The organism is Psychrobacter sp. UBA3483 (assembly GCF_002377905.1).
In the GTDB taxonomy this organism is placed as follows: Bacteria; Pseudomonadota; Gammaproteobacteria; order Pseudomonadales; family Moraxellaceae; genus Psychrobacter.
The window spans coordinates 1-17631 of sequence record NZ_DFQS01000013.1; the positions used below are offsets into that span (position 1 = coordinate 1).

A 17631-nucleotide genomic window follows, 5' to 3' on the forward strand; every position below is an offset into this window, starting at 1 on the left:
GCCATGGGTATTTCCTCTTTATTGATGAATCTTTAACAATCAAAGATCGGTAAATAGCTGTTTGACGGTTCATGATGCATAAAAACCATCAAACCGTTGACGCTATGGTTTAACTACTAAAATGAATGTATCAAAGATGCTTACTAGCCTACTGACTAATCACATCTTTATATAGGGGTATTATACTTGTTTTTCAATCGCTTGCATATTGTGCCATCTGCTAGCACATCTCAACAAAACAGTTTTTTTCTAAATATGACTAACAAATAGATTTATAAACCTACTGACAGCACTAAAAGGCAACACCTTAGTGTCACCTTTAAATGATTAACTGCCACACTCTATTTATAATTTTCAATATTTTATAATTCGATATTGCTACAATATTTTGTAAAATATAATGTCTTGTCAAAATATGATGCTTTATCAAAATAGTAAAGCATATATACAAGGCTTGGAAAATAAATGGAGCTCATATTGAGAATTGAACTCAAGACCTCTCCCTTACCAAGGGAGTGCTCTACCGCTGAGCTATATGAGCGTACTTTTAAAAACTACAGTAGCCAACCTACCGGTTGTACTAAAAAAAATATCACGATACAGCAATAATAACTGACTGTCGTGATGTTTGATAGTTGCTGCGATGGTGCATATATGGAGCGGGTGGCGGGAATCGAACCCGCGTCATTAGCTTGGAAGGCTAAGGTGTTACCATTATACCACACCCGCATTTACTCTTATATTATTTGACTCGAATAGCGAGTCGTGCAAGATAAAGAGTATGCTTGGCGCTAGGACAAACTTAGAACAAATATGGTGGTGGGAGAAGGATTCGAACCTTCGAAGCTTTCGCGACAGATTTACAGTCTGTTGGGTTTGACCGCTCCCCAATCCCACCTAGATTGCTTGTTATAAATTACCTTAATTTAAGGCAAATTCATAAAAAGCGACTTTGAAAGAGATGGTGCCGACTGCCGGGATCGAACTGGCGACCTACTGATTACAAGTCAGTTGCTCTACCAACTGAGCTAAGTCGGCTTGTTCTCTCAAAGTGGTGGCTATTCTATCAAATATTTTGCTAGACGCAAGCCCTTTTTTAGTTTTTTTAGCATTATTTTAACAAAACCTGTCAAGCACTTGATTATATTGCTATTTTTTCTGGCGTGAAATTACAGCTTTTTCCACAGTACAATAAATGAGACATCATCCAAAGCATAAACTGCCCGCCTTTATTGAATAATTTCATCAAACTCATAGCTTTGATAAGCGGGCAGCTGCTTTATTTAAGAATGCCATTAAATTTATAAAGATAAATGTCTTACATACTGCCTTTATTAAACAACCATAGCGCGAGGCCAATAATTAAAACAGCGATAAAGACCCATATAAACCAGCCGCCGCTCGGTTTTTTCTCGGCTTGTCCTGCATTGGCAGGATTATTAAGCGCCTGATCCATGGCATTATTACCTGTAGTACCAAGGTCGCGCGGCTGACCTAGATTCGCTGTGCCGGAAAACTGGGCGGTAGCTGCTTGCTTAGCGCGTAGGACATCGGGATCCGCTTCCTCTTGTAAGGTTGTCGTCGTGGTCTTATCATGCGCTGCCGCATCTGTGTCATATTGAGCTTGACGAACCGCGCTCGGTGCTGGTTCATCGACAACTGGTGTGCTAGTTGAAGTTGATGGTTCATTATTATCAGCTACTGACAATACCTCATCGATTCCAGTTTCTTTGATGACTGGCTCTTTGGCAATAGGTTCGTTACTTGCCGACTCTTTAATTACAGGCTCTGCAGCAACAGTTTCTTTAACGATGGGTTCTTGAACACTAGTTTCTTTAATAGCAGGCTCTTTATCGGCTGCTTCATGAACGACTGGCGCTACAACGACAGGTTCAGCGGCTGCAGGTGTTGATTCTGCAGCCGTATCAGCATTTGAGTTTAACACTGGCGTATCTGCTATCACTGGAGCAGCGTGTTCATTATCCAAGCTCGCAGCCACTGGGGCACTTACCTGAAAATTAAAACTTGCAAAACCTAGCGTATCATTGGCATCAAGACGTTTAGATTTATTGGCTTCAATCCGCTGCTCATTGATAAAGGTGCCATTCGATGACTCTAAGTCTTTGACGTATAGCTCACCATTTAATACGCTCAATACCGCGTGATTGCGCGACACTTGCTTGCTGCCAAGTACCACATCATTATCGCTACCGCGTCCTACGGACAGACTATCACTGACTGTCAAGGTCAGATCGCCTAACGCTTCGGTTAGGGCATTAAGTTGCCAAGTTGTACCTTCTGTTGTCACTGGCGTATGGGCATTTTCTGTATGGTTTGTCATGTTATCACTCCTTATTTTTTAAATATCCAATAGTCTTTATTAAAAGCTGAGTTTAGTACTTTGTTGAATTTATGAAATTATTATTTAGCTATAAATCGAGGTTTGATGATACCGTTAAGCTTACTATAAGGAATACTCAGTACCGGCATGCCATAAGCATAGGGACTAATAGCATAATGCTGGTAACGAATATCAATCCCTTTATCGGTCAGCGTTACGTTATCACTTAAGGTAAATGGCCAGTTTTTCTCATAGCTTGCCGAATCTTCATCGACCGTTTTCACCCAGTCTTTATAAGCATAATAAGCTAAAGCTTTAAAACGAGATTTTTTATTAGGCTGCAGCATATCTGCCAATTGGATTTGTTTTTTGGTTTGTTGATCAAATATCAGATACTCGCTATATGGCATGCCATGAGCGCCGCCGGTAAAGACATAGGAGTTTATTTCAAATAATTCAAAATCATTCACATGACCCAAGTATTCGGGTGTCACCATTAAGCTATAAACAAAAATACTGTCTTTGGGTAAATCAGCGAACTGCGCGCTGACAAAACCGTCAATAGCAGCTTTGATTTCTGCTGGACTGCTGGTCTTAGTGATGGGCGCGGACGCAGTTGGTTTACTATTGACGACCAAATGATTGATACGCGCATTGGTCAGCGTATTTATCCAAGGATGATTGGTCTTGAGATATTTAACCTCAATCTCTGGGCAATTATCACGCGCCGTACATTTTTCTGCTATTTTTTTAGGCAACTCATAATCCAAATACTCGCTATGACTAATCAAGCTACCCGCCTGCGCTGATAGGCTTAAGACGCCAAGCAGCAAACCACTACTTAGCACCGTAACCAAACGCCGCACACTGCGCTGAGATGGGAATGGTTGAGTGAATGTTGAGTTATTATAATGAATGTGAGCTGCAGATTTCATATAGCCTCTTTCACGTACCAATAAGGTTTATTGATATTCTACCGTAACTACTGCGCCGTATTGTAGGTGCACTGTTTGTGTTTTTGAGTACTTAATGCGCTCGTGACAGCTCATATTTGACTGCAACAAAAATTTTTATAATAAAAAAGACACGATAGCGTGTCTTTTAAAAGTAAGCATAAAGATTAACAAGCTAACTTTAATGCTCGCGCGTATTGCTAAAAGTAATCTCAGGATAGCGGTCTTGCATCAGCTGCAAGTTCACCCGAGATGGCGCAAGATAAGTCAAATAACCGCCACCATCTATTGATAATTGGTCATGGGCTTTTTTCTTAAACTTCGCCAGTGCCACTTCATCATCACAATGAATCCAGCGTACGGTCGCAATCGATACCGGCTCAAAGATACATTGCACTTTGTATTCTTCTTTTAGACGATGCGCGACCACTTCAAACTGTAGGACACCGACTGCGCCCAAGATTAAATCGTTATTAATCTGCGGCATAAAGACCTGCGTTGCGCCCTCTTCGCTTAACTGCTGTAAACCTTTTTGCAGCGCTTTTGATTTAAGCGGGTCTTTTAGCACCACACGGCGGAACAATTCAGGAGCAAAGTGCGGAATGCCGGTAAAGTTTAATTCTTCGCCTTCGGTAAAGCTGTCGCCAATAGAAATCGTGCCGTGGTTGTGCAAGCCAATGATATCACCCGGGTAGGCTTCTTCTAACGCTTCACGGTCGCCTGCTAAAAAGGTCAGCGCATCGGCGATACGCACGTCTTTACCCAAGCGCACGTGCTTCATTTTCATGCCTTTTTCGTACTTGCCAGAGCACACGCGTAAGAAGGCAATACGGTCACGGTGACGCGGATCCATATTGGCCTGAATCTTAAACACAAAACCGCTAAACTCGGTTTCGGTTGCGGCCACTTCGCGCTCATTGGTCGGATGCGATTTTGGCGGCGGTGCATATTTAATTAACGTATCAAGTACCATATTAACGCCAAAGTTACCCAGCGCCGTACCGAACAATACAGGGGTCATCTCACCTTTTAAAAACGCATCAACCTCAAAGTCTTCGAGCGCCATTTGTACCAGCTCAAGCGACTCCTCAAAAGAGTCAAACATCAGCTTACCCAAACGCTCACGGATATCAGCATAATCATAACCTTCGCGCGTTTCAGAGACCGTCATCTCACCACCATGACCCTTTTCATATAGGTAAGTTTTGTTTTCGGTTAAATGATAGACACCAACGAAATCTTGCCCCATACCAATCGGCCACGTGACCGGAATACATTTAATCTTTAATACTGCTTCGATTTCGCTGAGTAGCTCAAGCGGCTCACGAATCTGACGGTCAAGTTTATTGACGAATGAGATGATAGGCGTATCACGCATCCGGCAAACTTCCATCAGCTTGATGGTCCGCTCTTCGACACCTTTTGCGCCATCGACCATCATTAGCGCACTGTCTACCGCGGTCAGAGTACGATAAGTATCTTCACTAAAGTCGGCGTGACCCGGGGTGTCTAGCAGGTTGACCATATGGTCTTTATAAGGAAACTGCATGACCGAGGTGGTGATAGAGATACCACGCTCCTGCTCCATACTCATCCAATCCGATGTCGCATGGCGGTCAGTTTTGCGGCCTTTTACTTCACCAACCACCTGAATCGCCTGCCCCCATAGCAGCAGCTTTTCGGTCATGGTGGTCTTACCCGCATCGGGATGCGAGATAATGGCGAAGGTGCGGCGTTTGGCGACTTCTTTGCTTAATTTCTTTGGATCTACGCTCATAATTTCGGCTTCAACGGTTGTGTGATTTAGAAATCACTCTAAACAAATAAGATAAATAATGGGCGTATTGTAGCGGATTTAGCGTTTGGTTGCAGAATTAGCGCATAAAAAAACACTCTCTATTAACTAAGTAGAGAGTGCAGATATTTTTAAATTTCAAAAAATTTTAAGCGTTAGGCGCTCTTCGCTTTAATAGTAGCGCTTGATTTTATCTTCTAAAAAGTCAGCGGCGACATCATTGACTATCGTGCAATCGACCAAACCGCGAAAGCTGTTGGTATTTGGATTGCTACTACCTTTGGCCACATAATCCGCTTCGTAGATATCTTTACTATATTCAACCCCGTTATACTGATAAGCCGGTTGCTCTTTATATTCAAAAAACATCACTTGCGCCGCTTTTTGCTTGTTATTGATGCCAACCCCAAACCTTGAGGTACTATAATCTCTATCATCTTTAAAACGTGCTTCAGCCGCTTCAACCCATTTATCAAGCGACGAGTATCCTGTTTTGTCTTTTTCGTTAAAGGCTAAAAATGAGCGTTCACTGCTGACAACGGGGATATAGCAAACCGAGCCAGCTGGAAACGCTAAATTGGTTGGCAGCTTAGCATAGTGATTTAAGGCCGTCATAATGCCGCGACTGTCGCTTAACGTAACGCCTGCATTATAGCTATCTGCTTTCACACCTGATAAATCTAAGGTTTTATAAGTGGTTTGATAATTGAATTTATTATTGCTGTTTTTTTCATAAATAGGTCGTTTGACCGTGCGCCCATTGACTTCAATATCTTTGTTTTCCAGTCGTCCTTCAAACTTATCGGCTAGTACCGTTCTGTCTAAAGTATTTAGACTTTGGTTGCTGTAGTTATTGACGAGATTTCTGGTTTTAATCTCATAATTACCGGTACGGTAGGTTTCCTCGATGCGCGCAATCGCAGTCGCGTTGGCTTTGCTGTCATAACTATCGGCAAATCTGCTTAGCGTAATATTATTGCTACTACCTACGCCAAAAAATACGTCCTCTTCTTCGCAGCCAACGAGCGTAAGGGCAAGTAAAGAGACCATAGTTGGTATCACAATCCATTTATTCAGCGAGGCATTCATTAAACAATGTCCTTATGGTTAGGCGCTTTCTATCTACTTTGGCTACTATAATATGTTAGTAAAATACTTTTTGTGATTAGTTTACATTAATAGTATCCTTATTTATATATCAAAATTCTGCTATTGTTGTTTGGGAGCGTATTGATTAAATATTTTAGCAAGTTACCATTTCTAAACTTGCGCGATACGTTCAGCATCAGCCACTATGGTAGTGTAAGGGTTTGCTATGTAAGATTGCTTCTGTGCAAGGTCGTATAGTAAGCGTCTAATCAGCATAGTAAATAGGTCATTTAATTATAAAAACCAACAACAAAGGATGTGTTATGAAAACTCTATATTCTACTAAAGGTACGGTGACTGGCGGTCGTACTGGTAATGCCAGCCTACAAGACAGTGATTTGACTATTAATATGGTCGCACCAGGTTCTGGTAAAGACGGTAACAATCCAGAGCAGTTATTTGCCATGGGTTATGCCGCTTGCTTTGATGGCGCACTTGCGGCGGTCAAAGGCGAAGAAAAGGCAAAATTTGATTCAACTACTGAAGTATCAGTAGATTTAATGAAAGGCGAAGGATTAGACTTTAAATTGGCGGTGAAAATTCACGTAATTGGTGAAAATACAGAACTATCAGCTGACGAATTTCAAAAACTGGTCGAAAAAGCCAATAAAGTTTGCCCATATTCGAAAGCCACACACGGCAATATCGATAGTGAAGTGACGTCAGAAGTAAAATAACCCCTAAAAATAAAAAGGTTAGTGATTCAAAAGTAGCCTAATAAAAGAACTCAGCTGGTCTGGGTTCTTTTTTATTGGCTGGTATTTAGGTTCTTAACTGCTCGTTTTTTACCAACCATTTATTAGTTCGCCATCTATTCGGCAAGAAGGTATTTTATCGTTATAATGAAGGTATCTTTTTATCCAATTTTTCAATCAATATCTATTTTACCCAATACTTGCTGCCCAATTTGATAAGTGAATTTCCATGACCGACAACGATCACAACTCGCACTCGCCGATTAATCCCAATACGCTACCAAACTTTGCCACCATGCCAAATGTAGCGACCATGGATACTAGCCATGTCAATAAAGAGCAGCCGCCTTTTATTTTAGTCGACGGCTCTTATTATTTATTTCGCACCTATCATGCCTTGCCAAAGACCATGCAAAACTCTCAAGGTCTGGTTACCAACGCCATACGTGGGACGTTGAATGCGTTATTAAAACTGATGCGTCGCTACCACCCAACCCACATGGCGGTTTGTTTTGATACTAAGTCTCCGACTTTTCGTCATGCGATGTCGGAAGAATATAAAGCCAATCGTCCAAAAATGGATGTCGAGCTTGCCGAACAAATTCCTTATATTCATAGTTTGGTCGTGGCGCTAGGGATTCCACTATTACGTATCGAAGGCGCGGAAGCTGACGATATTATTGGTACTCTAGCCCATCGCGCCGTTGCCGAAGGTCATCATGTGGTTATCTCGACCGGTGATAAAGACATGATGCAGCTGATTAATGACTGCGTGATACTAGAAGACAGCTTCACCGGTAAGGTCACTGATAGCGCAGGCGTGGTAGAAAAATTTGGCATTCAGCCTGAGCAAATGATTGACTTTTTAACGCTCATGGGCGATTCCTCTGATGGTATCAAGGGCGTGCCGGGTATCGGTAAAAAGACTGCCAAAGATTTGCTTAATGAGTATGGCAACATCGACAATATGCTTAAAAATGTCGCCAATATCAAAGGACGCGCTGGCAAAAATCTGGTCGAGTATGCTGACGACATTCCATTTAATGCGCAATTGGCAACCATCGTCACCGATTTAGACATTGGTCAGGATTGGCAAGATTTAAAAATAAATACCGACCCGTGCGCTCATATTGATGAGCTACGCGCGCTCTATAGCGAGCTTGAATTTAGAAATGAGCTGGCATCACTTGACCATCCCAATCATCCAGCCAATGCTAATGGGAACGGTGCACAAAGCGTTGCCGACAGTCAAGCGGATGCCGAATCGCAAGCACAAATCGCCAAATCTCTACAATCAAGTATTATCGATAATATCAAACACAGTAAAACTCATGATAAGGCGTGGCACACGGTTTTAGATAAACCTGCTTTTGATAGCTTGGTTACATTATTAGAATCTGCACCGCATTTTGTCATTGATACCGAAACCACCAGCGTTTATTGGCGTCAGGCGGAATTGGTTGGCTTGTCTTTTGCGGTAAAAGCGCATGAAGCATATTACATTCCGCTAACTCATAGTCTAGAAGGTGATGAGCTAACGACCAAACAGCTTGACCGCGATAGCGTTTTGACGCGCTTAAAACCCATCTTAGAAAATCCAAACATCGGTAAAATCGGTCAACATTTAAAATATGATGCCCATATTCTTAGCTTTTATGGTATCGACTTATTAGGCAGTATTCATGCCAAACCCAATAATTGGGCGATGGATACCATGCTTGCCAGCTATGTGATTAACGCGGCCGCTACTCGCCACGGTATGGATGATTTGGCACGCCATTATTTGCACACCCAAACCATCAGTTTTGAGGATGTCGCTGGTAAGGGCGCCAAGCAAGTGAGTTTTGATCAGGTCGCCATTGATTTAGCTAGCGATTATGCCTGTGAAGATGCCGATATTACCTATCAGCTGTTTGAGTTATTTAGCGAAAAACTGGCGACTGACGAAAATAACGCTAAATTGCTACACGAGTTAGAAATTCCAACCGCAGAAATCCTCTGCCAGATGGAAGCAAATGGCATTTTAATCAAGCGCCCGTTTTTAAACGAGCTATCAAAACGTTTTGATGAAGAAATCATTGCGTTAGAAAAACGCGCGTATGAAGTCGCTGGCGAAGAGTTTAATCTTGGCTCACCAAAGCAGCTTGGTGAGATGCTGTTTGAAAAGCTGGGCGTGCCGGGTGGTAAAAAAACCAAGTCAGGTCAGTACTCGACTGGCGAAGCCGTACTGTCAAAGATTGATCATCCGTTGGTAGAAATCGTCCTTGAATATCGCGGCTTATCGAAGCTTAAAAGCACCTATACCGATGCCCTTGATAATGTCGCAGATGCCAAGACTGACCGCGTGCATACCAGCTACCATCAAGCATTGACCAGCACCGGACGCTTATCTTCAACCGATCCTAACTTACAAAATATTCCGATTCGTACCGCCACCGGTCGCCTGATTCGCCAAGCGTTTATTGCCCCAGAAGGTCGCGTGATTTTAGCCGCGGATTATTCACAAATTGAGCTACGTCTGATGGCGCATTTCTCAGGTGATAAAAACTTAACCCGCGCCTTTAACGAAGGCTTAGATATTCACACGGCAACGGCTGCTGAAGTCTTAGGCAAAGCCGTTGAAGAGGTCAGCGCCACTGAGCGCCGTAATGCTAAAGCCATTAACTTTGGTCTGCTCTACGGCATGAGTGCCTTTGGACTGGCGAAGCAGCTACAAATGAGCCGCAATGAGGCGCAAGATTATATCGATATGTATTTTGAGCGTTATCCAAGCGTCAAAGACTATATGATTAATACGCGTGCCAGCGCGGTAGAGCACGGCTACGTCGAGACCATCTTGGGTCGCAAGCTGTATACGCCTGATATCAATCATAGCAATCGTATGGTCAAACAAGGCGCTGAACGCGCAGCCATTAACGCCCCACTGCAAGGTTCAGCCGCTGATTTAATCAAACTTGCGATGATTGCCGTCGATAAAGTACTACCCAAAGAGCAAGCAAAAATGCTATTGCAAGTCCATGATGAGCTAGTGTTTGAAGTCGATGCGGATAAAGTTGCTGATATTCGCCAACTGATTACCGACGCCATGCAAGATGTCCTAACCACAACGGCTGTTGCAAAAGGCTGGAATGTTGACTTCGCGGTACCGTTATTGGTTGAAACCGATATTGGTAGCAATTGGGATGAAGCGCATTAACACTTAAAACATAGGCTGTACTCTACGAATTTTTTAACAGAAAAGGCTGGGCATTTTTGCCAAGCCTTTTTGTTGTTTTAAATTTACTGGATAATAAGCCCAGCAGCACGCTAGATTGAATAGGCGTATTTCATCTTCAGCTCACTGTATTAATAAAACTCTTAGCATCGCATAATTCATCCATCATCTTCATTTTCCCAAAAAATTAAAATCCTCTATGACCAATCTATTTAAGCTCAATAACATTATCTGTTCTCTTATTTTCAGTCTAAGCCTATATACGCCAGCAATGGCTAATGATGACCAAGCTACCCACCAAAATAATGAACAATACGTTCAAGCAGCCAATGCAGAATGGGGCTGGGCAGACGAAAAACATCAAGAGGCGCAGGAGCAATTGAATGAATGGGCTGACGAAATGGATGGCTGGTTTGGTGAACCTGACCCAAAAAAACCTGCTACTGCCAGTCTACGAATAGTATTTGATACGCGCTGGGCTAATGATCCGCAATCAGGTAGTGAGATAAGTATTGAACCCAGAATTCGTGGGCGCTTACGCCTGCCTATGTTAGAGAAACGTTTAAGCTTAATTATCGGTGATGAAGATTTGGATGAAGATGCTTTTTTGAAGCAAAGCGCCACAAGAGATGGTTATCAAACAAACTCAGACAGGCTCGTTAACACTAGAAAAACGAGAGAGGAAAACGCCTCCATCGCCCTGCGTTGGTCACGCTTTAGTGATGAGATCGAAAGTCAACTGGGTGTAAAAACCGACGTCGATGTTGGTGTTCGTTCTCTCGATGATGTTTATGTCAAACTCAGTGTGGATAAAAACTGGTATGAGAGCGATAAATTGACGGTGAGCAACGATAACTTTTATCGCTATGGTCTCGATAGTGAGCACTATGCTCGAGGCGGCATTACTCTAAAATATGGCAGTGATACCAACCGCTTTATCAATAATCGCACCACCATCAGCTATCGCAATCAAGATGATGAAGAAAGCACCGATTGGGCCAATGATTTTAGACAAGTACACTATTTAGGTAATGAAAAGCAGCTGGCATACGGTATCTCTAGCAGTGGTTATTTTAATGAGGATAAGTCATTTTTAAACAGTTATGGCCCTGCTATCAGCTACCGTCAACCTATTTGGCGAGAGTGGTTATATGTGCAAACAGAGCTAAATTATTATAATGATAAAACGGAGAATAAAGACCATTACCCCTCCGCTCTACTACGCATGGAAGCTTTTTTTTAATACTTACTTTAATGCTTAACAGTGCTTATGAATAACCCATAAATAACTATTAGCGATAATTAATACGTTAAAGAGTATCTCATATAAGCATTCAACGGATTAAACTTACGTTATTTATACTTGCGGCTGACCAGTTAGTATGAATTGATGACGATATTAGGCTAAAGTTGGCGTTATAATAGTGACCAATCAACGTTAATGATTAGACGATTTTCGGTTTAAAGTGAGCCCTCGCGCTCACTTTTTTGTTTTGAAAACTAGGAGCCTTTATTTTGACTTCAGATGGCGTAATCGAACTACCAGGTATCATTATGTTATTCGCCTGCATATTCCGCTGTGCTCAATATATGAAACAAAGTCAGTTCAAACTGGGTCGATATTTTTGGTTGGCATCCGTATTAGTATTTTTTGCTGTGATACGTCGTGAGTTAAATTACGTGCCTGAACTCTTTATTCCCAGTAATTTTTCATTTTTGAACCACTCTTATGATTGGTGGGAAGACGCTATACTATTAACGGTCTATCTACTTATTGTGGGCTTGTTGGCATATAGCTGGCGTTATCTGTGGGCTGTATTAAAAAAGGTACCAATATCCCTATATATCACTGTGGTTGTACTGGCATTGTTAGAGTATATGGGTGAAAACGCCATTTTCATACCTGAAAATATGGGTGAAATCGTAGAGGAAATTGCAGAAACCAGTGTTTATGCGATTGCTTTAATTTACTTGTGGCGGTTTAAACTGAGCGATTTTGACCACTCTGTTTTATATCAGCCAAATCATCACCAACCGTGCAATGCAAATGAATAGGTTAATGATTCTAAAATAGTTTCTAGAATTATTAACGCTAAAACCTTTTTATGGCTGCCTACTGAACTCGTACTGGCAGCCGTTTTTTATCTATCCTTACATTTTTTGCACATCCTGTGACACCTCACTACTATTAGTTGCAATTATAACGCGGCAAACTGATAAGCATAATTTTGATAATTGTAATTCGAACATCATAATTTGAACATCATAAAAAGCAATGTTAATTATAACTATAATGAGGACACAACCATGGACAATTCAAAAACCCCATTACCAGAAGAGATGGATCATATCGAAGGCGATAGCAGCATTGATGATAATGAAGACGGTACCCAAGAGATTGATTTAAACAATCCCATGCTGCATACGTTTGATGACGACGATGTCATCGACAATAGCGCAGGATTTAATAATTCTGAAGTCGGTACGGACGCCACCCAAGGACTGACGCCGATACATCGCCAAAATATCGATGAAGCTCGGATTGACGAGGTGTTGGTCGAAGACAATCTAGACGATAAAGATTATCCCGATATTGTCGATATCGCAGACAGAGATGCCGCCAAAGTTTCTAACGATGATAATTTTTAGAAATTGCGTACTGATAAGATAGCAAATAATTTAGAAAAAAATACCGAACATTATGTCCGGTATTTTTTTGACTTAAGAAAACCATTAAACCCAGCCATCGAGTGTACCAGCCCAGCCTTTAACCAACGGCAAACTGAGTGCTTCAAGCAAATCAATATGCGCCTCATCTAGGTTTAATGCTGGAATATAATGATAATCTTGCCCGCCTGCATTTAAGAAATTATCACGATTCTCAATCGCCAATTCTTCTAGTGTTTCTAAGCAATCAGCAGAGAATGCCGGACTAATCACTTGTACCGAACGTACCCCAGATTTACCCCAATCTTCTAATACCACATCGGTATACGGCTTGACCCATTCTTGCTTACCAAAGCGCGACTGAAAGCTGATAATCCACTCGTCATCTTGCAGACCAAGCTCGTGCGCCACTTGCGCGGCGGTACATTTGCAGCGTTTTGGGTACGGATCGCCTTTATCGGCATAGGGCTGCGGAATCCCGTGAAAGCTAAACATCAGCTTTTCAGGCTTGCCATGCTCGGCTTGAAAGCGGCGAATCGAGTTAGCCAATGCTTGAATATACAGCGGATGCGCAAAGTAATCTTTGACAATGCTATAGTTTGGCAAGTTGCGTTGCTTGAGCGTCCATTTGGTCAAAGCATCATAGACTGCACCGCCAGACGAGGCAGAATACTGCGGAAATAATGGCAAGACGACAAAATGGTCAACGCCCTCAGCACGCAAGTTGTCCATCACATCAGGCAAACCTGGATTACCATAGCTCATTGCTGCATGTACAGAAACGCGAAATGGCGCCACGCTATTTGCCAAGCGTGGCTCGAGCAGCTCAACTTGGCTGTTTAATATTTTGCGAATGGGCGAATCGCCTTCCCAAATACTGGCATAGGCTTTTGCCACACGTTTTGGGCGACTTGGCAGGACAAATAAATTTAGAATGATCGCCCATAAGAATTGAGGGATTTCAATCACGCGCGGGTCGGACAAAAACTGTTTTAGATAACGACGGACGGCGGGTGCGGTCGGCTCATCTGGCGTACCTAGGTTGACTAATAAGACGGCAATACGGGGCGGCAATTGAGGTTTCATAAGGGCATTATCTATTCTTGGATTATGTTATGGTGAAGTTATAGGCTTTGATCAGCTAAAAGGTATTTCAAAATTCATATATTTTAGCCATTTATTTAGCAATAGTACTATTAAGCCTTAATTAACCACACTTGGCAATTATCAAAATATACTAAGCAGACGACAGTCAATCACATACCAAATGATGGTTAAATAAAAAGGCTGATACTTATCATCAGTGTAGCATTTTATCCACCAAAAACGCAGGGCGAAACGCTTGATATTTAGGATTGCCATACCGTTAATACCCCAGCTACTGATACTTTGCTTGAAAGACCGCCTATCAAGGTTGTACTCCTAGGCGCATCGCCATACAATAGACAAGCTTATAATAAGAAAGTAGTTAGACCCATTCCATTATTGTCACCTTTCTAGGTTTGTTTTATTTATAACCATTTTTTTGTCCATAACTGTAACTGTTGTTTTGTGAGGTAGTTTTGAGCGCACGTTCTGATAGTACCAGTGAGCATTCCACCAATCATTCTGCTAATACGATCGATTCTATCGATTCGGTAGGCTCAGTTGGCCTCGTCACGCCGCAGACTTTTCATTTCGCTGAGCCATTGACCTTGGAGTGCAATCGCACCCTGCCTTCATTCGATTTAATCTTTGAAACTTATGGCACACTCAATAGCGACAAATCAAACGCTATCCTTATATGCCACGCCCTATCAGGTAGCCATCATGCGGCAGGCTTCCATAGTGACGACGATAAAAAAGCGGGCTGGTGGGACAATATGATTGGCCCTCATAAAGCCATCGATACCAATCAGTTTTTTGTGGTTTGCGTCAATAATATCGGCAGCTGCTTTGGCTCTACCGGCCCAACGACCATCAATCCAGATAGTATAAGCGATGAGGGTGAAGCGCAGGTTTATGGCCCTGACTTCCCCCTTGTCACCATTAAAGATTGGGTAAAAACCCAAGCCATGCTCTCAGACCGCTTGGGTATTGAAGTTTGGCATGCCATTGTCGGTGGCTCGATGGGCGGCATGCAGGCCATGCAATGGTCGGTCGATTATCCAGAACGCTTGAAACGCTGTGTGGTCATTGCCAGTACACCAAAGCTTTCTGCACAAAACATTGCCTTTAACGAAGTCGCGCGGCAATCCATTCTCTCTGATCCTGATTTTAAAGACGGGCGTTACTTACAGGCGGGTACTTATCCGAGGCGTGGGCTGATTCTTGCACGCATGGTTGGGCATATCACCTACTTGACCGATGATGCGATGAAGGCAAAGTTTGGTCGTGATTTAAAATCTGGCAAGTTTATGTATGGCTACGATGTCGAGTTTCAGGTCGAGAGCTATTTGCGCTATCAAGGCGAACGCTTTAGCGAAAACTTCGATGCCAATACTTACTTGCTCATGACCAAAGCGTTAGATTATTTTGACCCGACGCGTGATTATCCGTCAGCGGCAGACTCTTCAACACACTCATCGGCAGAGCTAGAAACCTCCCTCGCCGCAGCAGTAAAAGCCGATTCTACTGAGAAAAAGCTTGAGAAAACGCTAAACAGTAGCGCGACCATTGATAATACTGACAATGCTGATAACGTTGATGTAGCCAATGCAAAAGAGCTGAACGCCCTAAAAGCTGCCTTTGCTCATACGCAGTGTCAGTATTTGGTGGTGTCATTTACCACCGACTGGCGTTTTGCGCCCGAGCGCTCACAAGAGATTGTCGATGCTCTGATGGCAACTGGTAAGCCGGTCAGCTATATCAATGTCGATGCCCCGCACGGTCATGATTCGTTTTTATTTGATATTCCACGTTATATGGGTGCTGTTAAAGGCTTTTTGACCGCGCCATTTATTGCTAATCGCTTAAAAGCCAAAGGAGCACGCTCATGAGAATGGATCATCAATTGGCCGAGCGTTGGATAGCGCCGCACTCGCATGTGCTGGATTTAGGCTGCGGTAACGGCGAGCTGCTCGCGCATTTACAGCAAAATCTAGGCGTCACCGGTTATGGACTGGAGATTGATGAAGATAAAATCAATGAAGCCATCACTAAAGGCTTATCCATCGTCGAGCAAGACCTCAATGATGGTTTGAGTCGTTTTGCCGATAATAGCTTTGATACCGTGGTTATGGCGCGCGCCCTGCAAGCGGTAAAAGCGCCTGATGTGCTGCTGCTCGATATGCTACGCGTTGCCCGTGAAGCCGTGATTACCTTTCCTAACTTTGCCCACTGGCAAAATCGCCTGCATTTGGGCTTAAAGGGTCTGATGCCAGTTTCAGAAGCACTGCCTTATGAGTGGTATAACACCCCAAACATTCATTTGTGTACCTTTAAAGATTTTGAGCAGCTATGCGCGCAGCATGATATTCATATCATTAATCGCTTTGCGGTCAGTGATTCTGAAAAAGGTCATACGCCATTGATGACCGCATTAATCAGGCAAGCACCCAATCTGCTCGCAGATGTCGCTATTTATCGGGTCACCAAACAAAAACCTGCTTAATAGTGAAGTTAACGCACTGGTTATTAACGAATATTTAAATAAAAAGGTAATAATATTAACCTTAATACAATGTTAATTTATCCTTACGCTTAAGTAACTCTATGATTTTATTGAGGACAGTGAGGTACAAGTAAGCATTAAATCGTGTAATTAGTATTTGAGTTTCGTAAGTTTGGGTGTTAAGCTAGCGAAATAGTGTCAGTCATACCCCATTTATGACCGTTTATCGGATTTTTTAACCGTTTATCGGCTCGATTTGAGGCAACGACCCACTAAATCTATAAATGTTATTGCTAATAATTAGGTAAGAAGGTAGCGCAAAATTTCACCTAATTGTTATCGCCGCCTAACTGTCTCAAGCGAGACCATTTTAGCGGTGCAACTTTTTCTTTTGCTTATTAACTGCCTAATTTTGGAGCTGCTATGAAATTATTAAAAGCTGCGTTGTTTACTGCCCTGTTCTCTTGTGCGGGCCTTGCCAACGCTGAGTTAATATCAAACGTGCCACTTGATACTTCACGTTTTGAGCTAATGCCGATCAGTGAGCTGTCTGCCAGCGCTGCCCAAGGTAACAATCACGCCCAGTTTTACTTAGCCAAGCGTTTGCAAAAAGGTGAAGGCGTCGCCCAAAACACCCAGCAAGCCATCCAGTGGTATACCAAAGCAGCTCAGCAAGGCGTCGCCCCTGCTCAGTTGAATCTTGCTATCATGTACTTGCGCGGTGAAGGGGTACAGCCTAACCTACAACAAGCGCGTCTATGGTTAGAAAAAGCCGCGATGCGCGGTGATAACCGTGCCAGCTATACGCTTGCCCTGCTTGATGAAAAGCAAAAGAATCTGGTCGATGCGTATAAATGGTACGACTTGGCTGCCCGTGATGGCATGCTCGATGAAAAAGTCCGTAACAAAGCCCGCGGTAAAATCGGTCAATTGGCCTTGAACTTATCAAGTGCTGATATCGCTAGCGCGCGTAGTAAAGCCGACACTTGGTTCCAAAGTAAGTAAACTCTAATTTAGACTTTACACAGTAAATATAAAAGAAGCTCAGTATCATACTGGGCTTTTTTATTTGCTATTTTTATGATCTGTCATATTTCGATGAAATTATAGAATGATAAAACTGCCAAAACCTTTTTAAAATTTGTTAAACTACGCCCGCATTAGCCAATTCCACAATTGCGCTAGTGTTATAGCTAATCTACATACTTAAATCAATGCACTAGGT

General features: G+C 42.6%; 13 protein-coding genes and 4 tRNA genes. 8 read left to right on the forward strand and 9 right to left on the reverse strand.

Annotated features, from left to right (window positions below):
• Positions 1–466 precede the first annotated feature (466 nt).
• From B2866_RS02500 to B2866_RS02535, 8 genes are all read right to left on the reverse strand, one after another.
• A tRNA-Thr gene (locus B2866_RS02500) sits at positions 467–541 on the reverse strand.
• Between the two features lie 114 nt (positions 542–655).
• A tRNA-Gly gene (locus B2866_RS02505) sits at positions 656–729 on the reverse strand.
• Between the two features lie 85 nt (positions 730–814).
• Positions 815–898, reverse strand: a tRNA-Tyr gene (locus B2866_RS02510).
• Between the two features lie 64 nt (positions 899–962).
• Positions 963–1038 (reverse strand) — tRNA-Thr (locus B2866_RS02515).
• Positions 1039–1318: 280 nt separating this feature from the next.
• Entirely contained in the window at positions 1319–2341 is a 1023-nt protein-coding gene (locus B2866_RS02520) for an FHA domain-containing protein (RefSeq protein ID WP_296190398.1), read from the reverse strand.
• 80 nt (positions 2342–2421) lie between these two features.
• Positions 2422–3276: an RsiV family protein gene (locus tag B2866_RS02525; protein ID WP_296190401.1), complete on the reverse strand. Its 855-nt coding sequence runs from the start codon at positions 3274–3276 to the stop codon at positions 2422–2424.
• Between the two features lie 199 nt (positions 3277–3475).
• Positions 3476–5071, reverse strand: a complete 1596-nt coding sequence (locus B2866_RS02530) for a peptide chain release factor 3 (protein WP_296190403.1) — start codon at positions 5069–5071, stop codon at positions 3476–3478.
• Positions 5072–5260: 189 nt separating this feature from the next.
• Positions 5261–6178 (reverse strand): hypothetical protein, encoded by a 918-nt coding sequence (locus tag B2866_RS02535; protein WP_296190405.1) that lies wholly within the window; start codon positions 6176–6178, stop codon positions 5261–5263.
• 323 nt (positions 6179–6501) lie between these two features.
• Here B2866_RS02535 and B2866_RS02540 point away from each other — a divergent pair, with 323 nt between their 5' ends.
• The 5 genes from B2866_RS02540 to B2866_RS02560 all read left to right on the forward strand — a co-directional run bounded on the left by B2866_RS02540 (position 6502) and on the right by B2866_RS02560 (position 12796).
• Positions 6502–6915: an organic hydroperoxide resistance protein gene (locus B2866_RS02540; RefSeq protein ID WP_296190408.1), complete on the forward strand. Its 414-nt coding sequence runs from the start codon at positions 6502–6504 to the stop codon at positions 6913–6915.
• A gap of 247 nt (positions 6916–7162) precedes the next feature.
• Positions 7163–10129, forward strand: coding sequence for a DNA polymerase I (polA, locus tag B2866_RS02545; protein ID WP_296190410.1), 2967 nt, complete (start codon positions 7163–7165; stop codon positions 10127–10129).
• Between the two features lie 289 nt (positions 10130–10418).
• Positions 10419–11390, forward strand: coding sequence for a hypothetical protein (locus B2866_RS02550; protein WP_296190413.1), 972 nt, complete (start codon positions 10419–10421; stop codon positions 11388–11390).
• Between the two features lie 272 nt (positions 11391–11662).
• Entirely contained in the window at positions 11663–12202 is a 540-nt protein-coding gene (locus B2866_RS02555) for a hypothetical protein (protein ID WP_296190415.1), read from the forward strand.
• A gap of 252 nt (positions 12203–12454) precedes the next feature.
• Positions 12455–12796 (forward strand): hypothetical protein, encoded by a 342-nt coding sequence (locus tag B2866_RS02560; RefSeq protein ID WP_296190417.1) that lies wholly within the window; start codon positions 12455–12457, stop codon positions 12794–12796.
• A gap of 84 nt (positions 12797–12880) precedes the next feature.
• Here the strand turns inward: B2866_RS02560 and hemH are convergent, their stop codons facing one another.
• The gene (gene hemH, locus B2866_RS02565) at positions 12881–13900 is read right to left on the reverse strand and encodes a ferrochelatase (RefSeq protein WP_296190420.1); all 1020 of its coding nucleotides are present in this window, start codon (positions 13898–13900) and stop codon (positions 12881–12883) included.
• Positions 13901–14442: 542 nt separating this feature from the next.
• On the opposite strand from hemH, the gene metX reads away from it, so the two are divergent.
• The 3 genes from metX (at position 14443) to B2866_RS02580 (ending at position 17411) form a co-directional block, all read left to right on the forward strand.
• Positions 14443–15792, forward strand: coding sequence for a homoserine O-acetyltransferase MetX (metX, locus tag B2866_RS02570; RefSeq protein WP_296190458.1), 1350 nt, complete (start codon positions 14443–14445; stop codon positions 15790–15792).
• Positions 15789–16406 carry a methionine biosynthesis protein MetW gene (gene metW, locus B2866_RS02575; protein WP_296190423.1) on the forward strand — a complete coding sequence of 206 codons (618 nt, stop codon included), beginning with the start codon at positions 15789–15791 and terminating at the stop codon, positions 16404–16406. Before metX ends, metW begins: the two co-directional genes overlap by 4 nt.
• A 423-nt stretch (positions 16407–16829) precedes the next feature.
• The gene (locus B2866_RS02580; protein WP_068404007.1) at positions 16830–17411 is read left to right on the forward strand and encodes a tetratricopeptide repeat protein; all 582 of its coding nucleotides are present in this window, start codon (positions 16830–16832) and stop codon (positions 17409–17411) included.
• Positions 17412–17631: the final 220 nt, after the last annotated feature.

Bases quoted from the DNA above. Each gene is read 5' to 3' on its own strand.
- hemH (WP_296190420.1), bottom strand. From the start codon at position 13,900: ATGAAACCTCAATTGCCGCCCCGTATTGCCGTCTTATTAGTCAACCTA.
- B2866_RS02520 (WP_296190398.1), bottom strand. From the start codon at position 2,341: ATGACAAACCATACAGAAAATGCCCATACGCCAGTGACAACAGAAGGT.
- B2866_RS02550 (WP_296190413.1), top strand. From the start codon at position 10,419: ATGGCTAATGATGACCAAGCTACCCACCAAAATAATGAACAATACGTT.
- B2866_RS02560 (WP_296190417.1), top strand. From the start codon at position 12,455: ATGGACAATTCAAAAACCCCATTACCAGAAGAGATGGATCATATCGAA.
- polA (WP_296190410.1), top strand. From the start codon at position 7,163: ATGACCGACAACGATCACAACTCGCACTCGCCGATTAATCCCAATACG.
- B2866_RS02580 (WP_068404007.1), top strand. From the start codon at position 16,830: ATGAAATTATTAAAAGCTGCGTTGTTTACTGCCCTGTTCTCTTGTGCG.
- B2866_RS02525 (WP_296190401.1), bottom strand. From the start codon at position 3,276: ATGAAATCTGCAGCTCACATTCATTATAATAACTCAACATTCACTCAA.
- B2866_RS02530 (WP_296190403.1), bottom strand. From the start codon at position 5,071: ATGAGCGTAGATCCAAAGAAATTAAGCAAAGAAGTCGCCAAACGCCGC.
- B2866_RS02535 (WP_296190405.1), bottom strand. From the start codon at position 6,178: ATGAATGCCTCGCTGAATAAATGGATTGTGATACCAACTATGGTCTCT.
- metW (WP_296190423.1), top strand. From the start codon at position 15,789: ATGAGAATGGATCATCAATTGGCCGAGCGTTGGATAGCGCCGCACTCG.
- B2866_RS02540 (WP_296190408.1), top strand. From the start codon at position 6,502: ATGAAAACTCTATATTCTACTAAAGGTACGGTGACTGGCGGTCGTACT.